The following is an 18,712-nucleotide window of genomic DNA, read 5'->3' on the forward strand; positions in this document are numbered from 1 at the left end:
GTTATGCCCCCTGTGCCACAAAGCGGGCGATGATATCGCCCATTTCATCGGTGCTGACCGCCTTGCCGTCGCCGGCCAGATCGGCGGTGCGGTAACCCTGTTCCAGCGCCTGGTTGATGGCGCGCTCAATCGCATCGGCGGCTTCACCGGCCTCCAGGCTGTAGCGCAGCAGCAGGGTGAGCGACAGGATCTGGGCTACCGGGTTGGCAATACCTTTACCCGCGATATCCGGCGCAGAGCCGCCCGCCGGTTCGTACAGGCCGAAGCCCGCTTCGTTCAGGCTGGCGGAAGGCAGCATGCCCATTGAACCGGTGATCATTGCGCACTCGTCCGACAAAATATCGCCGAACAGGTTGGAGCACAGCAGCACGTCGAACTGCGCCGGATCTTTGATCAACTGCATGGTGGCGTTGTCGATGTACATGTGCGACAGCGCCACATCCGGGTAATCTTTGGCAACCTCGTTCACCACTTCGCGCCACAGGATCGAGCTTTGCAGCACGTTGGCCTTATCGATGGAGGTGACCTTATTGCGGCGTTTGCGCGCCGATTCAAAGGCGATGCGCGCGATGCGTTCGATCTCGAAGCGGTGATACACCTCGGTATCATAGGCGCGCTCCTGCATGCCTTGGCCTTCGCGCCCTTTCGGCTGGCCGAAGTAAATGCCGCCGGTCAGCTCGCGGACGCACAGGATATCGAAGCCGGCGGCGGCGATGTCGGCGCGCAGCGGACAGAAGTTTTCCAGCCCCTGGTACAGGCGGGCTGGACGCAGGTTGCTGAACAGTTTGAAGTGTTTACGCAGCGGCAGCAGCGCGCCGCGCTCCGGCTGTTCCGCCGGCGGCAGATGTTCCCACTTGGGGCCGCCCACCGAGCCGAACAAAATGGCGTCCGCCTGCTCGCAGCCGCTCAGCGTCGCCGCCGGCAGCGGGCTGCCGTGGCGGTCGATGGCGATGCCGCCGACGTCGTATTCGCTGGTGGTGATGCGGATATCAAAGCGCTGGCGTACCGCCTCCAACACTTTCTTTGCCTGCGCCATTACTTCCGGGCCGATTCCGTCTCCGGGTAAGACGGCAATATGGTAATTCTTCGTCATGTTCACACCGTTTCCTGATTATTTTGATGTTTGGTTTGCTGCAGACGCTGTTTTTCTTTTTCTACCTGTTGGGAGCGCCAAATATTATTTAATGCGTGGATCATCGCCTTGGCGGAGGATTCGACGATATCGGTCGCCAGGCCGACGCCGTGGAAGCGGCGGCCGTTGTAGGAAACCACAATATCCACCTGGCCCAGCGCGTCGCGACCCTGGCCTTTCGCCGTCAGCTGATATTTCACCAGTTCGATCGGGAAGTCGGTGATGCGGTTGATGGCCTGATAGACCGCATCGACCGGGCCGTTGCCGGTGGCCGCTTCGGCTTTTTCTTCGCCGCCGCACATCAGTTTGACCGAGGCGGTGGCCATAATGCTGCTGCCGGACTGCACGCTGAAGTAACCCAGATTGAAGTGTTCCGGTTCTTCCTGCTGCTTATTGATAAACGCCAGCGCTTCCAGATCGTAGTCGAACACCTGACCTTTCTTGTCCGCCAGTTTCAGGAAGGCGGCGTACAGATCGTCCAGGTTGTAGTCCTGATCTTTGTAGCCCATTTCTTCCATGCGGTGCTTCACCGCCGCGCGGCCGGAGCGCGAGGTCAGGTTCAACTGAACGTCTTTCAGACCGATGGTCTGCGGCGACATGATTTCGTAGTTTTCACGGTTTTTCAGCACGCCATCCTGGTGAATGCCGGAAGAGTGGGCGAAGGCGTTAGAGCCGACGATCGCTTTGTTGCCGGGAATCGGCATATTGCACAGCTGGCTGACCAACTGGCTGGTGCGGTAGATTTCCTGGTGGTTGATATTGGTGTGCACGTTCATGATGTCCTGGCGCACTTTAATCGCCATGATCACCTCTTCCAATGAGGTATTGCCCGCGCGCTCGCCGATGCCGTTGATCGTGCCTTCCACCTGACGGGCGCCGGCCTGCACTGCCGCGATTGAGTTGCCGACCGCCATGCCTAAATCGTCATGGCAGTGTACGGAGATAATCGCCTTGTCGATGTTCGGCACCCGATCGTACAGCGTGCTGATAATGCCGCCAAACTGGTTCGGCGTGGTGTAGCCGACGGTATCGGGGATATTGATGGTGGTGGCGCCGGCGTTGATGGCTGCTTCAACCACGCGGCACAGATTGTCGATCGGCGTGCGTCCGGCGTCTTCACAGGAGAATTCGACGTCGTCGGTATAGTTGCGTGCGCGTTTCACCGAGCGTACGGCCATCTCCAGCACTTCATCGAACGAACGCTTTAATTTTGACTCGATATGCAGCGTTGAGGTGGCCAGGAAGACGTGGATACGGAACGCTTCGGCGACGCGCAGCGCCTCGGCGGCGACATCGATATCGTTGTCGACGCAGCGCGCCAGGCCGCAGACGCGACTGTTTTTGATTTGGCGTGCAATAGTTTGCACCGATTCAAAGTCACCCGGTGAAGAAACCGGGAAGCCAACCTCCATTACGTCGACGCCCATTCTCTCCAGCGCCATCGCGATCTGAATCTTTTCTTTTACGCTCAGGCTGGCCTGCAGCGCCTGTTCACCGTCGCGCAATGTGGTATCGAAGATAATGACTTGTTGACTCATCGCTTGGTTCCTTATCGTGTTTTTCACGCTAAGCGGGCAAAAAAAAACCCGCGCAGTAGCGCGGGTTTGTTATAGCTGAGTGGCTGAATCAGGACCGATCGCCGCCCACTGGCATACCGCGCAAAGAAGATGCGTTTAGTAGTAGGCCTAGTAGACGAGTAATACGGATCATGTGATTCCACTTCTCTAAAATGTTTGCGTTGCCTAATTTGATACGTTATCGCTCAGGCGATGTCAACACCTGATTTTAAAACCCATGCTGAATTAAGCCTGATGCGTTCCCGCGCTATTCAACAGCAGATAATGTTGAAAAAAAATCGGTTGTTAGTTTAAAAGAGTATTGGAATTGGGACGACCTTAGCATAAATGAATTGAATAGTGAGATATGGCGTTGATTCTGGAGTGGGGTGGGGTAATATTTAACCACTTCGCGATGGTTGGCGCATATCCCGGAGGTGAACCATTCATAATTTTAATTTATTATTATAATAAATAGAGTGAGGGAATGGCTAAGCGTATATAATCGACAGGTATGGAATATAACTGTCCTAAAAATCACTGCTTTTAATATTGTGTGATTGTCCATTGCCTATTTTTATGTTCTGATTCATCTTGTGTGGGGCGTTTTTTTAATCACCGTTTCGGCTTATTCCTATTGAGATTTATGACGTTTTTTCAATGGAGCCGATAAAGTAGTTGGCATAAATTTTAGTGTTGTATTTATATTGGATGATTCTTGGGTTTTATCTTTTATGGATAATTCCCCAAGAGGACTAACTTTACCGATAGGGAAAATGGAATGCTATTTCTGACACCATTCTTAGTGGTGCGTCGGTGAAGTTATCTACATAGGACTTAGTGGAGTTGGATATGTCTGGATATGAATCGGGAAATGTCTTAGGGAAGGGGGGCGGCGATATTCATCTGCGCAGCGTCGATCTTAATCTGCTCACCGTGTTTGATGCTGTGATGCAAATGCAAAATATTACGCGTGCGGCGAATGTACTTGGTATGTCACAGCCTGCGGTAAGCAATGCGGTCGCCCGGTTGAAAGTGATGTTTAACGATGAGCTGTTCGTGCGTTTTGGGCGCGGCATCCAGCCGACAATGCGTGCCAGACAGCTGTTCGGGCCGATTCGCCAGGCGCTACAGCTGGTGCAAAATGAACTGCCGGGGGCCGGGTTTGATGCCTTGACCAGCGAGCGTATTTTCCCAATCTCCATTTGTAGCCCGCTGGATTTGCGCCTGACGGCGAAAGTCATCAACAGCGTTAAGGAAATGGCGCCTCATGTCCGCCTGCAAATAAAATCGTACCTCAATAATAATATTGAGCATCAGTTGCGTTATCAGGAGATGGAGTTTGTTATTGGCTATACGTATTTTGAGCATGGCGAGTTTAAGCGTTATGCGCTGTTTGACGATGAGCTGGTGATTGTTGCCGCGGAAACCCATCCGCGGATAATGAACGGCATTACGCGTGAACAGCTGATGCAGGAGCAGCATGCGGTGGTTTCTCTGGAAAGATTCTGTTCTTTCAGCCGTCCGTATTATATCGACGACACAATGCAACGTGTTGTCTCTCAGCAGTGTACGGATTTATATAGCGTGATGAATCTGGTTTCCCGTACCGACATGCTGGCCATTGCTCCCCGTTGGTTTGCCCAGCAGTATGCGGCGAACCTGCAGCTGAAATTACTCCCTTTACCGCTGGATAAAAAACAGGTGACTTGCTATCTCTCTTGGCACGAGTCTGCCGAACGGGATAAAGGACATCAGTGGATGAAGTCTGTACTTAGCGAATCTGAAGCGCTGCGTTAACAGGTGGGAAATTAACCCGAGGGATCGCTCTCGGGTTAATTTTTTTTATTATCCTCAGCGGTTTTATAAGTTAATCGAGTTTTTTATTTAGAATTTTCCTGTTTCAGTACGGCAGTGATTCATTTTTATCCCTTCAAAGCTAAAAACTACAATCTAATAAAATAATGGAATTTTGTACTGTCTGTGGGGCAGGGCGTTTCGGTATCGTGAGGGCGCTGTAGCGGAATGCTTTTAGACTGTCGTTCTCCTTGTCGCGTGCTTTGCATCACGTTCAACGGATTTACCCGGCGTTTGAGCTCACAGAACGACGCTGAAATTTCTTCCCCCTCAATCAGAGAGTCGGTAGACTGCGCGGAAAAAAGTAAACACGTGTAAGCTGAGATTTTGGGGCGTCGACGCCCGGCTACCGCTAACCGATTGATCCGTTTCAGGCTTAAGGCTTTATGACCAGACATTTACAGCACTACCATCTGATCCAGCGTATCCAGCAGCAACGCAGCCAGCGCGCCGAATGCATTGCTTTTCGCCAATGGACGCCAGAAGGGGAAACCCGCCTGAGCTGGCGGCAGGTCGGCACGCATATGGATCATATCGCCAGCGCTTTGCTGGCGTTAGGCGTTGAAGTGCAGGAGCGCGTGGCAATTTTTGCCAACAACAGCATGGCCTGGTCATTAACCGATTTGGCTATTTTGCAGCTGCGTGCGGTCAGCGTGCCGCTGTATGCGACGCATACCGCCGCGCAGGCGGCGTTTATCCTGAATGATGCTGACATCCGCATTCTGTTTGTCGGCGATCAGGCGCAAATGGATGCCGCGATTGCGCTGCGTGGGGTTTGCCCGCAGCTGACGCAGATTATTGCCTTTAACGACGCGGTGGAGCTGCACGGCTGCGAGATTGCCTGTTACCTGAACCAACTGGAGCGAGACGCGGACGTCGAGCGTTATCAGGCGCAGCTGGATGAGCGCATCAACGGTCGTGAACTGCAGGATCTATTCACGCTGATTTACACCTCGGGCACTACCGGTGAACCAAAAGGCGTGATGCTGGACTATCGCAATATGGCGGCTCAGCTGTATCAGCATGATGAGCGCCTGACGGTGGGCGAGGCAGATGTTTCCCTCAGTTTCCTGCCGCTGTCGCACGTGTTTGAACGTGCCTGGAGCTTCTTTATCATGCATTCCGACGCACAGAATGTTTTTCTGCCGAATACCGACTGGGTGCGTGAGGCGATGACGGCGGTGCAGCCAACCGTAATGTGCGCCGTGCCGCGCTTCTATGAGAAGATCTTTAGCGCGGTGCATGAGAAAGTCGCCCGCGCGCCGTGGTGGCGTCGTCTGTTGTTCCGCTGGGCGATTGGCTGCGGTGAGCGTAAATTCTTGCAGGAGCGTGCCGGCACGTCTGGCGGCCGGCTGTTTGCTCAGACGCATCGCTGGGCCGATAAGCTGGTACTCAGCAAACTGCGGGGTCTGCTGGGAGGACGGGTGCGCTTTCTGCCGGCGGCCGGGGCCAAGCTGGACGATAATGTGATCCTGTTCTTCCAGGCGCTGGGCGTAAATATCAAGTATGGCTACGGTATGACGGAAACCTGCGCCACCGTTTCTTGCTGGGAAGAACACGACTTCCGCTTCGGTTCTATCGGCAAACCGCTGTCTGACGTTGAGGTACGCATCGCCGAAGAGAACGAGATTCAGGTGCGTGGCCCGATTGTCATGCGCGGTTACTTCAATAAACCGCTGGAAACCGCGCAGGCGTTTACCGCCGACGGCTGGCTGAGGACCGGTGACGCCGGGGCGGTAGACGATCACGGCAATCTGTTTATCACCGAGCGGCTGAAGGATCTGATGAAGACCTCCGGCGGTAAATATATTGCGCCACAGATGCTGGAAGGCACGCTGGCGCAGGATCGTTTTATCGAACAGGTGGCGGTGATCGCCGATGCGCGCAAGTTTGTTTCCGCGCTGATCGTGCCGTGCTTCGAATCGCTTGAAGAGTATGCCAAATCGCTCAATATCAAATATCACGACCGTCTGGAACTGCTGCGCCATAGCCAGATTATCGAGATGTTTGAGACGCGTCTGCGCGAGATGCAAAGAGAGCTGGCCCGTTTCGAGCAGGTAAAGAAATTCACTCTGTTGCCGGCGGCATTCTCGATGGAACTGGGGGAGCTTACGCCGACGCTAAAGCTGCGGCGTAAGGTGATCTCTCAGCGTTATCAGAATGAAATCGAGGCCATGTATCAGTAAATCTTCTGACCGAGGACGGTTTACTATTCGCCGCTGCTGAAAAAAACGGCATAAAGTCAGCCTGATTTAGTTCTGTAATTACCGCCATTCATGAAACAATGCCTAGCCGCATCCGCTGTTGGCTAGTGCATTGTTTTAACCTGTCGCCAAATGCCAGATCGATAGCCATTTCCGCGTTTTCCTGCCGACGTTTTGCCGTTTGCCTGCCTCATATACTGACGTTATGTTAAGGGATTCTATACCCGTCATTTTCCGGATTAAGCGCCGGTTGGCCGCCTTCATTCATGACCTTATTCAGCGCGGCGATGGGTAGGCCAAAAACGCATCACGTCGGGGTATACCCGACGAGCAGGCGCCACGTTCCGGCGCCAGACAAGTATAAGTAAGCCTGGAGGCAAACCCATGGAGATGTTGTCAGGAGCCGAAATGGTCGTGCGATCGCTGATCGACCAGGGCGTTAAACATGTATTCGGTTATCCGGGCGGGGCGGTGCTTGATATTTATGACGCCCTGCACACGGTGGGCGGAATCGATCACGTACTGGTGCGCCATGAGCAGGGGGCGGTGCATATGGCCGATGGCTACGCACGCGCCACCGGCGAAGTCGGCGTAGTGCTGGTCACCTCCGGCCCGGGCGCGACCAATGCGATTACCGGTATTGCCACCGCCTATATGGACTCCATTCCGATGGTGGTGCTTTCCGGCCAGGTGCCGAGCTCGCTGATTGGCTACGACGCCTTCCAGGAGTGCGATATGGTGGGGATTTCGCGTCCGGTGGTGAAGCACAGTTTTCTGGTCAAGCGCACCGAGGATATTCCCGGCGTACTGAAAAAAGCGTTTTATCTGGCCGCCAGCGGCCGTCCCGGCCCGGTGGTAATCGATCTGCCGAAAGACATTGTCGGCCCGGCGGTGCGCATGCCGTATGCCTATCCGCAGGAGGTCAGCCTGCGTTCTTACAACCCGACGGTGCAGGGCCACCGCGGCCAGATCAAACGTGCCCTGCATACTCTGATGGCGGCGAAAAAGCCGGTGATGTATGTCGGCGGCGGCGCGATCAATGCCGAATGCCATACGGAGGTGGCGGCGTTGGCGGAACGGCTCAACCTGCCGGTCACCTGTACGTTGATGGGGTTGGGGGCTTTCCCGGGCACGCACCGCCAAAGCGTCGGTATGTTGGGGATGCACGGTACCTATGAAGCTAACAAGACCATGCACCACGCCGATGTGATTTTTGCCGTCGGCGTGCGTTTTGACGACCGTACCACCAACAATCTGGCGAAATACTGTCCGGACGCCACCGTGCTGCATATTGATATCGACCCGACTTCAATTTCCAAAACCGTGGATGCGGATATCCCGATCGTCGGTGACGCGAAGCAGGTGCTGGCTCAGATGCTGGAGCTGCTGGCGCAGAGTGACAGGCAGCAGGACTTTGATGCGCTGCGCGACTGGTGGCAGTCGATTGAACAGTGGCGCGCGCGCGACTGTCTGGGGTATGACAAAAATGGCGATACCATCAAACCGCAGGCGGTGATTGAAGCTCTGCACCGGCTGACCAAAGGCGACGCTTATGTGACGTCTGACGTCGGCCAGCATCAGATGTTCGCTGCGCTGTATTATCCGTTCGACAAGCCGCGCCGCTGGATCAATTCCGGCGGACTGGGCACGATGGGCTTCGGCCTGCCGGCGGCACTCGGGGTGAAGCTGGCGCTGCCGGAGGAAACCGTGGTGTGCGTGACCGGCGACGGCAGTATCCAGATGAACATTCAGGAACTGTCCACCGCGCTGCAATACAATCTGCCGGTGGTGGTGGTGAATCTGAACAACCGCTATCTCGGCATGGTGAAGCAGTGGCAGGACATGATCTATTCCGGCCGTCATTCGCAGTCCTATATGGAGTCGCTGCCCGATTTCGTCGCACTGGCCGAGGCTTACGGGCATGTCGGTATCGCCATCCGCACCCCGGATGAACTGGAAAGTAAGCTGGCGCAGGCGCTGGCGGAGAAGGAACGACTGGTGTTTGTCGATGTGACCGTTGATGAAACGGAACATGTGTACCCCATGCAGATCCGCGGTGGCGGCATGGACGAAATGTGGCTGAGCAAAACGGAGAGGACCTGATCATGCGGCGTATTTTATCTGTATTACTGGAGAATGAATCCGGTGCGTTGTCGCGCGTGGTCGGGCTGTTTTCCCAGCGCGGCTACAACATTGAAAGCCTGACGGTCGCGCCGACCGACGATCCGACGCTGTCGCGTATGACCATCCAGACCGTGGGCGACGAGAAGGTGCTGGAACAGATTGAGAAGCAGCTGCATAAGCTGGTGGATGTGCTGCGCGTCAGCGAATTGGCGCAGGGGGCGCACGTCGAGCGTGAGATCATGCTGGTCAAGCTGCAGGCCAGCGGCTACGGCCGTGAAGAGGTGAAGCGCTGCGCCGATATTTTCCGCGGGCAGATTGTTGATGTCACCGCGACGCTGTACACCGTGCAGCTGGCGGGCACCAGCGATAAACTGGATGCTTTCCTGGGAACGGTGCGTGAAGTGGCGGAAATCGTCGAAGTGGCACGCTCCGGCGTCGTTGGCGTCTCGCGTGGCGATAAGATCATGCGCTGAAAAGAGGGGGGGCAGGGCGCGCTGGCGCCCCTGTCTCAGGCATTCGCGGTAAAATTTTCCCGTTTGCCGGCACCTTGCGGCAAAATCGGTTGCCCGGTAGAGGTTTCTGCTGTTAGATCGTTAAGCCGGCTTGAAGCATTGCATGGCTGCGATGCTTGCTGAGGGCTGCCTTCACTCTCTATTTTCAGCATCAGTAAGGGGTTAACGTGAAACTGGATGAAATCGCGCGTCTCGCAGGTGTTTCGCGCACTACGGCCAGTTATGTCATCAACGGTAAGGCGAAACAGTATCGCGTCAGCGATAAAACCGTCGAAAAAGTGATGGCCGTGGTCAGGGAGCATAATTATCATCCGAACGCCGTGGCGGCAGGGCTGCGCGCCGGTCGGACACGTTCTATCGGATTGGTGATTCCCGACCTGGAAAACACCAGCTACACACGCATCGCCAACTATCTGGAACGGCAGGCGCGCCAGCGTGGCTACCAGCTGCTGATTGCCTGCTCTGAGGATCAGCCGGATAACGAAATGCGCTGTATCGAGCACCTGCTGCAGCGTCAGGTCGACGCGATTATCGTTTCGACCGCTTTGCCGCCGGAACACCCTTTCTACCAGCGCTGGGCGAATGGCTCACTGCCGATCATCGCGCTGGATCGCGCGCTGGATCGCGAGCATTTCATCAGCGTCGTAGGCGCCGATCAGGAAGACGCCTTCACCTTGGCGCAGGAGCTGCGCACTTTCCCGGCGGAGTCGGTGCTGTATTTAGGCGCGCTGCCGGAACTGTCGGTCAGTTTCCTGCGCGAGCAGGGGTTCCGTCAGGCCTGGCAGGATGATGAACGCCAGGTGGATTATCTGTACGCCAATAGCTATGAGCGCGAAGCCGCAGGGACGTTGTTCGCCCAGTGGCTGCAAACCCACCCGATGCCGCAGGCGCTGTTCACCACTTCGTTTTCATTGCTGCAGGGCGTGATGGATGTGACCTTGAAGCAACAAGGGCGTCTGCCGACCGATTTGGCCATTGCCACGTTTGGCGATCATGAACTGCTGGATTTCCTGCAGTGTCCGGTGTTGGCGGTGGCGCAGCGCCACCGCGACGTGGCGGAGCGCGTATTGGAACTGGTGCTGGCCAGTCTGGACGAACCGCGCAAGCCGAAGCCGGGCCTGACGCGCATTCGCCGTAATCTGTTCCGCCGCGGTAGCCTGAGCAGAAAGTAAGCGGCAAGACGGGGGAGCAGCGCGCTGTTCCCTTGCCGCAAGACACACCTGCCTGATGTTTTTAATAAACCGATATAAAACAGTGGGTTGTGTTTTTCATGCGTTTTTCTAATTGAAATGTCAAAAACGATAGGAATAAACATGTAAGGAAATGCGGCCGCATTGTAAAGTTTTTTGGGAATAATCTTAGTAATATGATTTAGATCGCAATTAGCCCGCCTGGTAATCGTAAAAATATTTATTTTATTTCCCCCTCTCGGCATTCGCCGTTTAATTGCAGTAAAATAACGCCCCCGTTATCGGACTGCCGACATCAGCCTTAATTAATATAGGGCATTATCGTCAGCCCTTTCGGGGAGGCACCGTGCCGCAGGCCTGCGCCGTCGCGGGTTTGGCCGTCATGCCGTGGGGCAAAAGAACAATTGAAAAATGAGACTTCGATTACAGAAGAAAGTATTGAGCTAATTAATCGCCAATTTGTCAGATTGTTAACCGCCTACTTTCCTTTCAAAAAATTCTCCTCGTTTATCATGGTGTTAATTTTTAATTGCCGAATAAAAAGAGTTCCTTTCGCGAGTCAGCTCCCAAAACGAACAGAGAAATATTGCCAAAGCACCGCCGCTCTGGCTTGACAAGGTTTTAATACCCTCCGTAAACTCCTTTATGTGGGAATTTGTGGGGTAAAGTGGTGAAAAAGGTCACGAAGGGGTAGCTCAGGAATGTTTCGAGGGGCGACGATGGTCAACCTCGACAGCAAGGGGCGGCTTGCCGTACCAACCCGTTACCGGGACTCGCTGAACGAGGAATCGCAAGGCCAAATGGTCTGTACCATTGACCTCCATCAGCCCTGCCTGCTGCTTTACCCGTTGCCCGAATGGGAAGTGATTGAACAAAAGTTATCCCGTCTGTCGAGCATGAACCCTGCGGAGCGCCGCGTACAGCGCTTGCTGCTGGGACATGCCAGTGAGTGTCAGATGGATAACGCCGGCCGGTTGTTGATAGCCAGTACGCTGCGCCAACACGCCGGATTAACGAAAGAAGTGATGCTGGTCGGTCAGTTCAACAAGTTTGAACTGTGGGATGAACAGACCTGGTATCAACAAGTCAAGGATGATATTGACGCTGAACAGTCGTCTCAGGAACCGTTGTCTGAGCGGCTACAGGACTTGTCGCTATAAGCATGTTGGAAAATTATAAACACACTACCGTACTGTTGGATGAGGCGGTTAACGGCCTCAACATCCGCAGTAACGGCATATATATCGACGGTACTTTTGGTCGCGGTGGCCATTCTCGTCTGATTCTGTCCCAGCTCGGGCCGGAAGGACGCTTGTTGGCGATTGACCGCGATCCGCAGGCGATTGCAGCCGCCAAATCTATTGAAGATCCTCGTTTTAACATCGTACATGGCCCGTTTTCCGAGTTGTCGCATTATGTGCGGGAGCGCGGACTGGAAGGGCAGATCGACGGCGTTCTGCTGGATCTGGGCGTATCTTCACCGCAGCTCGACGACCCGGAGCGCGGTTTCTCCTTTATGCGCGACGGACCGTTGGATATGCGCATGGACCCTTCGCGCGGCCAGTCCGCCGCCGAATGGTTACTGAAAGCCGAAGCAGAAGATATCGCCTGGGTGCTGAAAACCTTCGGCGAAGAGCGTTTTGCCAAGCGTATTGCACGCGCCATCGTCGAGCGTAATAAAACCGAGCCGATGACGCGCACCAAAGAACTGGCCGAGCTGATTGCCGCTGCCAGTCCGTTCAAAGAAAAGCATAAACACCCGGCGACCCGCAGCTTCCAGGCCATCCGTATTTACATCAACAGCGAACTGGAAGAGATCGAACGTGCGCTGGAAGGCGCACTGGACGTGCTGGCGCCGCAGGGGCGTTTGTCGATTATCAGCTTCCACTCGTTGGAAGACAGGATTGTAAAACGCTTTATGCGTCACCACAGCCGCGGCGCGCAGGTGCCGGCGGGACTGCCGCTGACCGAAGCGCAGTTGCGCGAACTGGGCGGTCGCAGCCTGAAAGCGCTGGGCAAGATGATGCCGCCGGCTGAAGAAGTCGCCGAAAATCCACGTGCGCGCAGTTCAGTGTTGCGCATTGCCGAGAGGGTATCCGAGTGATTGGGAATGAGCGCCATGGGTTGGTTGGGGTTATCGGCGGCGATTTGCTGCGCAACGCCAAGATCCCGCTGATTTTACTGATAGCCGTGCTGGTTTCCGCCATTTTGGTGGTAACCACCGCGCACCGTACCCGCCTGTTGACCGCCGAGCGCGAGCAGCTGGTGCTGGAGCGCGATGCGCTGGATATCGAGTGGCGCAACCTGATCCTCGAAGAGAATGCGCTGGGCGACCACAGTCGCGTGGAGCGTACGGCGACTGAGAAGCTGCAGATGCAGCATGTCGATCCATCGCAAGAAAATATCATCGTTAAACAATGAGTGGTTTAACCGACGTAATGAAACGGAGCAAAAAGGGAACGCATGAAAGCAGCACGCCCCGGTAAGTTGAAACGCCAGGAAGATCAAGCCAGCTTTGTCAGCTGGCGTTTTGCGTTGCTGTGCGGCTGTATTTTGCTGGCGCTGGTCGGGTTGATGCTGCGGGTGGCGTATCTGCAGGTGATTAACCCGGATCGGCTGGTGAAAGAAGGCGATATGCGTTCGCTGCGTGTACAGCAGGTGCCGACATCGCGTGGAATGATCAGCGATCGCGCCGGGCGGCCGCTGGCGGTCAGCGTACCGGTGAACGCCATCTGGGCGGATCCGAAAGAGCTGAACGAGCGCGGCGGCATTACGCTGGACAACCGTTGGAAAGCGCTGTCGGACGCGCTGGGCATCCCGCTCGATCAGCTCTCCAAGCGCGTTAACGCCAACCCGCGCGGACGTTTTGTCTATCTGGCGCGCCAGGTTAATCCGGCAATCGGCGAGTATATTCACAAGCTGAAGCTACCGGGCATTTACCTGCGTCAGGAGTCGCGCCGCTATTACCCTGCCGGGCAGGTCACCTCGCACATTATCGGCGTGACCAACATCGACGGTCAGGGTATTGAAGGCATTGAGAAAAGCTTTGATCACTGGCTGACCGGACAACCGGGCGAGCGTACTGTGCGTAAAGACCGCTATGGCCGCGTGATTGAGGATATCTCTTCGGTCGACAGCCAGGCGGCGCATAACCTGGCGCTGAGCATTGATGAACGTCTGCAGGCGCTGGTCTACCGCGAGCTGAACAACGCGGTGGCGTTCAACAAGGCGGAATCCGGTACGGCTGTGCTGATCGACGTCAACACCGGCGAAGTGCTGGCGATGGCCAACAGCCCGTCTTATAACCCGAACAATATGGCCGGCACGCCGAAAGAGACCATGCGTAACCGCGCCATTACCGATATTTTTGAGCCTGGTTCTACCGTCAAACCGATGGTGGTGATGACGGCGCTGCAGCACAGCGTAGTGAGAGAAAACAGCGTGCTGAACACCGTGCCTTACCGCATTAACGGCCATGAGATTAAAGACGTGGCGCGTTATCCGGAACTGTCGGTGACCGGGATCTTGCAGAAGTCGAGTAACGTCGGTGTTTCCAAGCTGGCGTTAGCGATGCCGTCCTCAGCGTTAGTAGATACTTACTCACGTTTTGGGCTGGGAAAAGCGACCAATTTGGGGTTGGTCGGAGAAAGCAGTGGCATATATCCAAAAAAACAACGGTGGTCTGACATAGAGAGGGCCACCTTCTCTTTCGGCTACGGGCTAATGGTAACACCGTTACAGTTGGCGCGAGTCTATGCAACGATCGGCAGCCTGGGCGTGTATCGCCCGCTGTCGATTACCAAGGTTGACCCGCCGGTTGCCGGCAAACGCATATTCCCTGAACCGCTGGTGCGTACCGTGGTGCACATGATGGAAAGCGTGGCCCTGCCGGGCGGCGGCGGCGTGAAAGCCGCCATCAAGGGTTACCGTATCGCCATTAAAACCGGTACCGCGAAGAAAGTGGGGCCGGACGGTAAATACGTCAACCGTTATATCGCTTATACCGCCGGCGTTGCGCCGGCGAGTCAGCCCCGTTTTGCCCTGGTGGTGGTCATCAACGACCCGCAGGGCGGGAAATACTATGGTGGCGCAATCTCCGCGCCGGTGTTTGGCGCCATCATGGGCGGCGTACTGCGCACCATGAACGTTGAGCCGGACGCGTTGCCCACCGGTGATAAAAGCGAATTAGTGATTAATAAAAAAGAGGGTTCAGGTGGCAGATCGTAATTTGCGCGACCTACTCGCTCCGTGGGTGCCTTCGGCCCCCGAGCGCGCGCTGCGGGAAATGATATTAGACAGCCGGATTGCGGCTGCCGGGGATCTGTTTGTCGCCGTAAACGGCCACCAGACGGATGGTCGCCGCTATATTCCGCAAGCCATCGCCCAGGGCGTCGCCGCAGTGATCGCAGAAGCTGAAGGCGCCGCCGAAGACGGTGAAATTCGTACGATGCACGGTGTGCCGGTGATTTACCTCGGCCAGTTGAATCAGCGCCTGTCTGCGCTGGCCGGGCGTTTTTACCATCAGCCGGCAGAACGCCTGCGTCTGGTCGGCGTGACCGGTACCAACGGTAAAACCACCACCACCCAGCTGCTGGCGCAGTGGGGGCAGCTGCTGGGCGAAACCAGCGCGGTGATGGGCACCGTCGGCAACGGCCTGCTGGGCCAGGTGTGCCCGACAGAAAATACCACCGGTTCGGCGGTGGATGTGCAACATGTATTAAATGACCTGGCGGATCGCGGCGCGACGCTGGCGGCGATGGAAGTCTCTTCCCATGGTCTGGTGCAAAGCCGCGTTGCGGCGCTGCCGTTTGCCGCGGCGGTGTTCACCAACCTGAGCCGCGACCACCTGGATTACCACGGCGACATGGCCAGCTATGAAGCGGCGAAATGGTCGCTGTTCGCCGAGCACCAGGTCGGCCAGGCGATTATCAATGCCGATGATGAAGTCGGTCAGCGCTGGCTGGCGCAGCTGCCGGATGCGGTGGCTGTCACCATGCAGGATAACCTGCAGCCGGGCTGCCACGGCCGCTGGCTGAAGGCCACCTCGGTGGACTATCACGATAACGGCGCCACTATCCGTTTCAGCTCCAGCTGGGGGGATGGCGAGATTGAAAGCCGTCTGATGGGGGCATTTAACGTCAGCAACCTGCTGCTGGCGCTGGCGACGCTGCTGTCGCTGGGCTATCCGCTGGCGGCGCTGGTGGCCAGCGCGCAGCAACTGCAGCCGGTCTGTGGCCGCATGGAAGTGTTCAATGCGCCGGGCAAGCCGACGGTCGTGGTCGATTACGCCCACACGCCGGACGCGCTGGAAAAAGCGCTGGAAGCCGCGCGTCTGCACTGCCGCGGGCAGCTGTGGTGCGTCTTTGGCTGCGGCGGTGACCGCGACAAAGGCAAGCGCCCGCTGATGGGCGCGATTGCCGAGCAGTTTGCCGACCGGGTGGTGATCACCGATGACAACCCGCGTACCGAAGAGCCGCAGGCGATTATCGCCGATATCCTGAGCGGTCTGCTGGACGCCGGCCGGGCGCAGGTGATTCACGGGCGTGCCGAGGCGGTAACCAGCTCGGTGATGCAGGCGAAAGAACAAGACGTGGTGCTGGTGGCCGGTAAAGGTCATGAGGATTATCAACTGGTGGGCAATCGCCGTCTGGATTATTCCGACCGCACCACCGTCGCGCGTTTGCTGGGGGTGATGGCATGATTCCCGTTTCCCTTCAGGCCCTGGCCGATGTATTGCGCGCCGAGTTAATCGGCGTCGATTGCCAAATTGATGAAGTGACGACGGATACCCGCCAAGTGACTGCAGGCTGTCTGTTTGTGGCGCTGAAAGGCGAGCGTTTTGACGCACATGATTTTGCCGCAGATGCGGTTGCCGCCGGCGCAGGTGCTTTGCTGGTAAGCAAGCGCTTACCGGTGGAGGTGCCGCAGTTGGTGGTGGCGGATACCCGGCTGGCGCTGGGCGCGCTGGCGGGCTGGGTTCGTCAGCAGGTGCCGGCCAAAGTGGTGGCGCTGACCGGCTCATCGGGTAAAACCTCGGTGAAAGAGATGACCGCCACGATCCTGCGCGAGTGCGGGGACGTGCTGTATACCGCCGGCAACTTTAACAACGATATCGGCGTGCCGTTGACGCTGCTGCGTCTGCAGCCGCAGCATGATTTTGCGGTGATTGAGCTGGGCGCTAACCACATTGGTGAAATTGCCTACACCACCGCGCTGACGCGCCCGCAAAGCGCGCTGGTCAACAACCTGGCGGCGGCGCACCTGGAAGGGTTCGGTTCGCTGGCAGGGGTGGCGCAGGCGAAAGGTGAAATTTTTCAAGGTTTGCCAGCGGATGGCGTCGCCATTATCAACGCGGACAACAACGACTGGCCGCGCTGGCAAAACCTGCTGACGGATCAAACCGTCTGGCGCTTCTCGCCGCAGGCGGCGGAAGGCGTGGACTTCTTCGCCAGCGATATCACGGTTAACGGCAACGGCACGCAGTTTACCCTGCATACCCCGTTTGGCCGCACGGATATCGCACTGCCGCTGCCTGGGCGCCATAACGTAGCCAACGCGCTGGCGGCAACCGCCCTGGCGATGTCGGTAGGCGCGTCGCTGGAAGCGGTGCGCTGCGGTTTGCAGCAGCTGCAGGCGGTGCCGGGGCGTCTGTTCCCGATTGCGCTGGCGGAAGGCAAGCTGCTGCTGGACGACAGCTATAACGCCAACGTCGGTTCAATGACCGCCGCCGCACAGGTGCTGGCGGAGATGCCGGGTTACCGGGTGATGGTGGCGGGCGATATGGCGGAACTGGGCGATGACGCGGAAGAGTGCCATCGTCAGGTCGGTGAAGCGGCCCGGCAGGCGGGCGTAGATAAAGTGCTGAGCGTGGGGGTTCTGAGTCAGGCGCTCAGCGACGCGGCCGGCAACGGCGAGCATTTTCAGGATCAAGCGGCAGCAATCGCGCGCGTAGCGGAATTACTGCAGGAACATGCGGTCATTACCGTGTTAATCAAAGGGTCACGTAGTGCCGCGATGGAGCAGGTAGTACGCGCGTTACAGGAGAAAGCAGCATGTTAGTTTGGCTGGCCGAGCATTTGGTCAAATATTATTCCGGCTTTAACGTCTTTTCCTATCTGACGTTTCGCGCCATTGTCAGCCTGCTGACCGCGCTGTTTATTTCTCTGTGGATGGGGCCGCGGCTGATCAGCCGCCTGCAGCAGATGTCCTTCGGGCAGGTTGTACGTAACGATGGCCCGGAGTCGCACTTCAGCAAGCGCGGCACGCCGACCATGGGCGGCATTATGATTCTGACCTCCATCACCATTTCGGTGCTGATGTGGGCCTATCCGTCTAACCCGTACGTCTGGTGCGTGCTGTTTGTGCTGGTAGGTTACGGCATTGTCGGGTTCGTCGACGACTACCGTAAGGTGGTGCGTAAGGACACTAAAGGGCTGATTGCCCGCTGGAAGTATTTCTGGATGTCGGTGATTGCGCTGGTGGTGGCGTTCAGCATGTACATGGTTGGTAAAGATACCCCCGCCACCGAACTGGTGGTGCCGTTCTTTAAAGACGTGATGCCGCAGCTGGGGCTGCTGTATGTACTGCTGGCCTACTTTGTGATTGTCGGCACCGGCAATGCGGTCAACCTGACCGACGGCCTGGACGGCCTGGCGATTATGCCGACGGTGTTGGTGGCGGCCGGTTTTGCGCTGGTGGCCTGGGCGACCGGTAACATGAACTTTGCCAACTACCTGCATATTCCGTACCTGCGGCATGCCGGCGAGCTGGTGATTGTCTGCACCGCGATTGTCGGCGCAGGGCTGGGTTTCCTGTGGTTCAACACCTACCCGGCGCAGGTGTTTATGGGCGACGTCGGTTCGCTGGCGCTGGGCGGCGCGCTGGGCACCATTGCGGTGCTGCTGCGTCAGGAGTTTTTACTGGTGATTATGGGGGGCGTGTTTGTGGTTGAAACGCTGTCGGTGATCCTGCAGGTGGGATCGTTCAAGCTGCGCGGTCAGCGTATTTTCCGCATGGCACCGATTCACCACCACTATGAATTGAAAGGCTGGCCGGAGCCGCGCGTTATTGTGCGCTTCTGGATTGTTTCGCTGATGCTGGTGCTGATTGGCCTGGCAACGCTGAAGGTACGTTAATC

15 protein-coding genes are annotated in these 18,712 nt (G+C 56.7%); 12 read left to right on the top strand and 3 right to left on the bottom strand.

Annotated elements, in window-relative coordinates; all coding sequences use genetic code 11:
• Nucleotide 1 precedes the first annotated feature (1 nt).
• The 3 genes from leuB to leuL all read right to left on the bottom strand — a co-directional run bounded on the left by leuB (nt 2) and on the right by leuL (nt 2,842).
• Nucleotides 2–1,093 carry a 3-isopropylmalate dehydrogenase gene (gene leuB, locus TAN611_RS03725; protein ID WP_105229756.1) on the bottom strand — a complete coding sequence of 364 codons (1,092 nt, stop codon included), beginning with the start codon at nt 1,091–1,093 and terminating at the stop codon, nt 2–4.
• Between the two features lie 2 nt (nt 1,094–1,095).
• On the bottom strand, nt 1,096–2,670 hold the full coding sequence (gene leuA / locus TAN611_RS03730; RefSeq protein WP_187043630.1) for a 2-isopropylmalate synthase: 1,575 nt from the start codon (nt 2,668–2,670) through the stop codon (nt 1,096–1,098).
• Nucleotides 2,671–2,758: 88 nt separating this feature from the next.
• The gene (gene leuL / locus TAN611_RS23660) at nt 2,759–2,842 is read right to left on the bottom strand and encodes a leu operon leader peptide (RefSeq protein ID WP_111737729.1); all 84 of its coding nucleotides are present in this window, start codon (nt 2,840–2,842) and stop codon (nt 2,759–2,761) included.
• 698 nt (nt 2,843–3,540) lie between these two features.
• Between leuL and leuO the strand changes: the two genes are divergently transcribed.
• From leuO to mraY, 12 genes are all read left to right on the top strand, one after another.
• On the top strand, nt 3,541–4,488 hold the full coding sequence (gene leuO / locus TAN611_RS03740) for a transcriptional regulator LeuO (RefSeq protein WP_105229758.1): 948 nt from the start codon (nt 3,541–3,543) through the stop codon (nt 4,486–4,488).
• 443 nt (nt 4,489–4,931) lie between these two features.
• A complete protein-coding gene (locus TAN611_RS03745) occupies nt 4,932–6,731 on the top strand; it encodes a long-chain fatty acid--CoA ligase (protein WP_203067303.1) in 1,800 nt (599 codons plus the stop codon).
• 402 nt (nt 6,732–7,133) lie between these two features.
• Nucleotides 7,134–8,852, top strand: a complete 1,719-nt coding sequence (gene ilvI / locus TAN611_RS03750; protein WP_105229760.1) for an acetolactate synthase 3 large subunit — start codon at nt 7,134–7,136, stop codon at nt 8,850–8,852.
• A gap of 2 nt (nt 8,853–8,854) precedes the next feature.
• A complete protein-coding gene (gene ilvN / locus TAN611_RS03755; protein ID WP_015670906.1) occupies nt 8,855–9,346 on the top strand; it encodes an acetolactate synthase small subunit in 492 nt (163 codons plus the stop codon).
• Nucleotides 9,347–9,552: 206 nt separating this feature from the next.
• Nucleotides 9,553–10,557, top strand: a complete 1,005-nt coding sequence (gene cra / locus TAN611_RS03760) for a catabolite repressor/activator (protein ID WP_105229761.1) — start codon at nt 9,553–9,555, stop codon at nt 10,555–10,557.
• A 719-nt stretch (nt 10,558–11,276) separates the two neighbouring features.
• Entirely contained in the window at nt 11,277–11,735 is a 459-nt protein-coding gene (gene mraZ / locus TAN611_RS03765) for a division/cell wall cluster transcriptional repressor MraZ (RefSeq protein WP_105229762.1), read from the top strand.
• 2 nt (nt 11,736–11,737) lie between these two features.
• Nucleotides 11,738–12,679 carry a 16S rRNA (cytosine(1402)-N(4))-methyltransferase RsmH gene (gene rsmH, locus TAN611_RS03770; protein ID WP_105229763.1) on the top strand — a complete coding sequence of 314 codons (942 nt, stop codon included), beginning with the start codon at nt 11,738–11,740 and terminating at the stop codon, nt 12,677–12,679.
• Nucleotides 12,676–12,996: a cell division protein FtsL gene (ftsL, locus tag TAN611_RS03775; protein ID WP_105229764.1), complete on the top strand. Its 321-nt coding sequence runs from the start codon at nt 12,676–12,678 to the stop codon at nt 12,994–12,996. Before rsmH ends, ftsL begins: the two co-directional genes overlap by 4 nt.
• A gap of 42 nt (nt 12,997–13,038) precedes the next feature.
• Nucleotides 13,039–14,802, top strand: a complete 1,764-nt coding sequence (locus tag TAN611_RS03780; protein ID WP_203067304.1) for a peptidoglycan glycosyltransferase FtsI — start codon at nt 13,039–13,041, stop codon at nt 14,800–14,802.
• Nucleotides 14,789–16,276 (top strand): UDP-N-acetylmuramoyl-L-alanyl-D-glutamate--2,6-diaminopimelate ligase, encoded by a 1,488-nt coding sequence (gene murE, locus TAN611_RS03785; RefSeq protein ID WP_197951264.1) that lies wholly within the window; start codon nt 14,789–14,791, stop codon nt 16,274–16,276. The genes TAN611_RS03780 and murE overlap by 14 nt, the downstream gene beginning before the upstream one ends.
• Nucleotides 16,273–17,634, top strand: a complete 1,362-nt coding sequence (gene murF / locus TAN611_RS03790; RefSeq protein WP_203067305.1) for a UDP-N-acetylmuramoyl-tripeptide--D-alanyl-D-alanine ligase — start codon at nt 16,273–16,275, stop codon at nt 17,632–17,634. The genes murE and murF overlap by 4 nt, the downstream gene beginning before the upstream one ends.
• Complete coding sequence (mraY, locus tag TAN611_RS03795; RefSeq protein WP_203067306.1) at nt 17,628–18,710, top strand: phospho-N-acetylmuramoyl-pentapeptide-transferase; 1,083 nt, start codon at nt 17,628–17,630, stop codon at nt 18,708–18,710. The genes murF and mraY overlap by 7 nt, the downstream gene beginning before the upstream one ends.
• Nucleotides 18,711–18,712 lie beyond the last annotated feature (2 nt).

Source organism: Serratia sp. Tan611, assembly GCF_905188235.1.
Lineage (GTDB): Bacteria > Pseudomonadota > Gammaproteobacteria > Enterobacterales > Enterobacteriaceae > Serratia_B > Serratia_B rhizosphaerae.

Bases quoted from the DNA above. Each gene is read 5' to 3' on its own strand.
- leuB (WP_105229756.1), bottom strand. From the start codon at position 1,093: ATGACGAAGAATTACCATATTGCCGTCTTACCCGGAGACGGAATCGGC.
- leuA (WP_187043630.1), bottom strand. From the start codon at position 2,670: ATGAGTCAACAAGTCATTATCTTCGATACCACATTGCGCGACGGTGAA.
- leuL (WP_111737729.1), bottom strand. From the start codon at position 2,842: ATGATCCGTATTACTCGTCTACTAGGCCTACTACTAAACGCATCTTCT.
- leuO (WP_105229758.1), top strand. From the start codon at position 3,541: ATGTCTGGATATGAATCGGGAAATGTCTTAGGGAAGGGGGGCGGCGAT.
- TAN611_RS03745 (WP_203067303.1), top strand. From the start codon at position 4,932: ATGACCAGACATTTACAGCACTACCATCTGATCCAGCGTATCCAGCAG.
- ilvI (WP_105229760.1), top strand. From the start codon at position 7,134: ATGGAGATGTTGTCAGGAGCCGAAATGGTCGTGCGATCGCTGATCGAC.
- ilvN (WP_015670906.1), top strand. From the start codon at position 8,855: ATGCGGCGTATTTTATCTGTATTACTGGAGAATGAATCCGGTGCGTTG.
- mraZ (WP_105229762.1), top strand. From the start codon at position 11,277: ATGTTTCGAGGGGCGACGATGGTCAACCTCGACAGCAAGGGGCGGCTT.
- rsmH (WP_105229763.1), top strand. From the start codon at position 11,738: ATGTTGGAAAATTATAAACACACTACCGTACTGTTGGATGAGGCGGTT.
- TAN611_RS03780 (WP_203067304.1), top strand. From the start codon at position 13,039: ATGAAAGCAGCACGCCCCGGTAAGTTGAAACGCCAGGAAGATCAAGCC.
- murF (WP_203067305.1), top strand. From the start codon at position 16,273: ATGATTCCCGTTTCCCTTCAGGCCCTGGCCGATGTATTGCGCGCCGAG.
- mraY (WP_203067306.1), top strand. From the start codon at position 17,628: ATGTTAGTTTGGCTGGCCGAGCATTTGGTCAAATATTATTCCGGCTTT.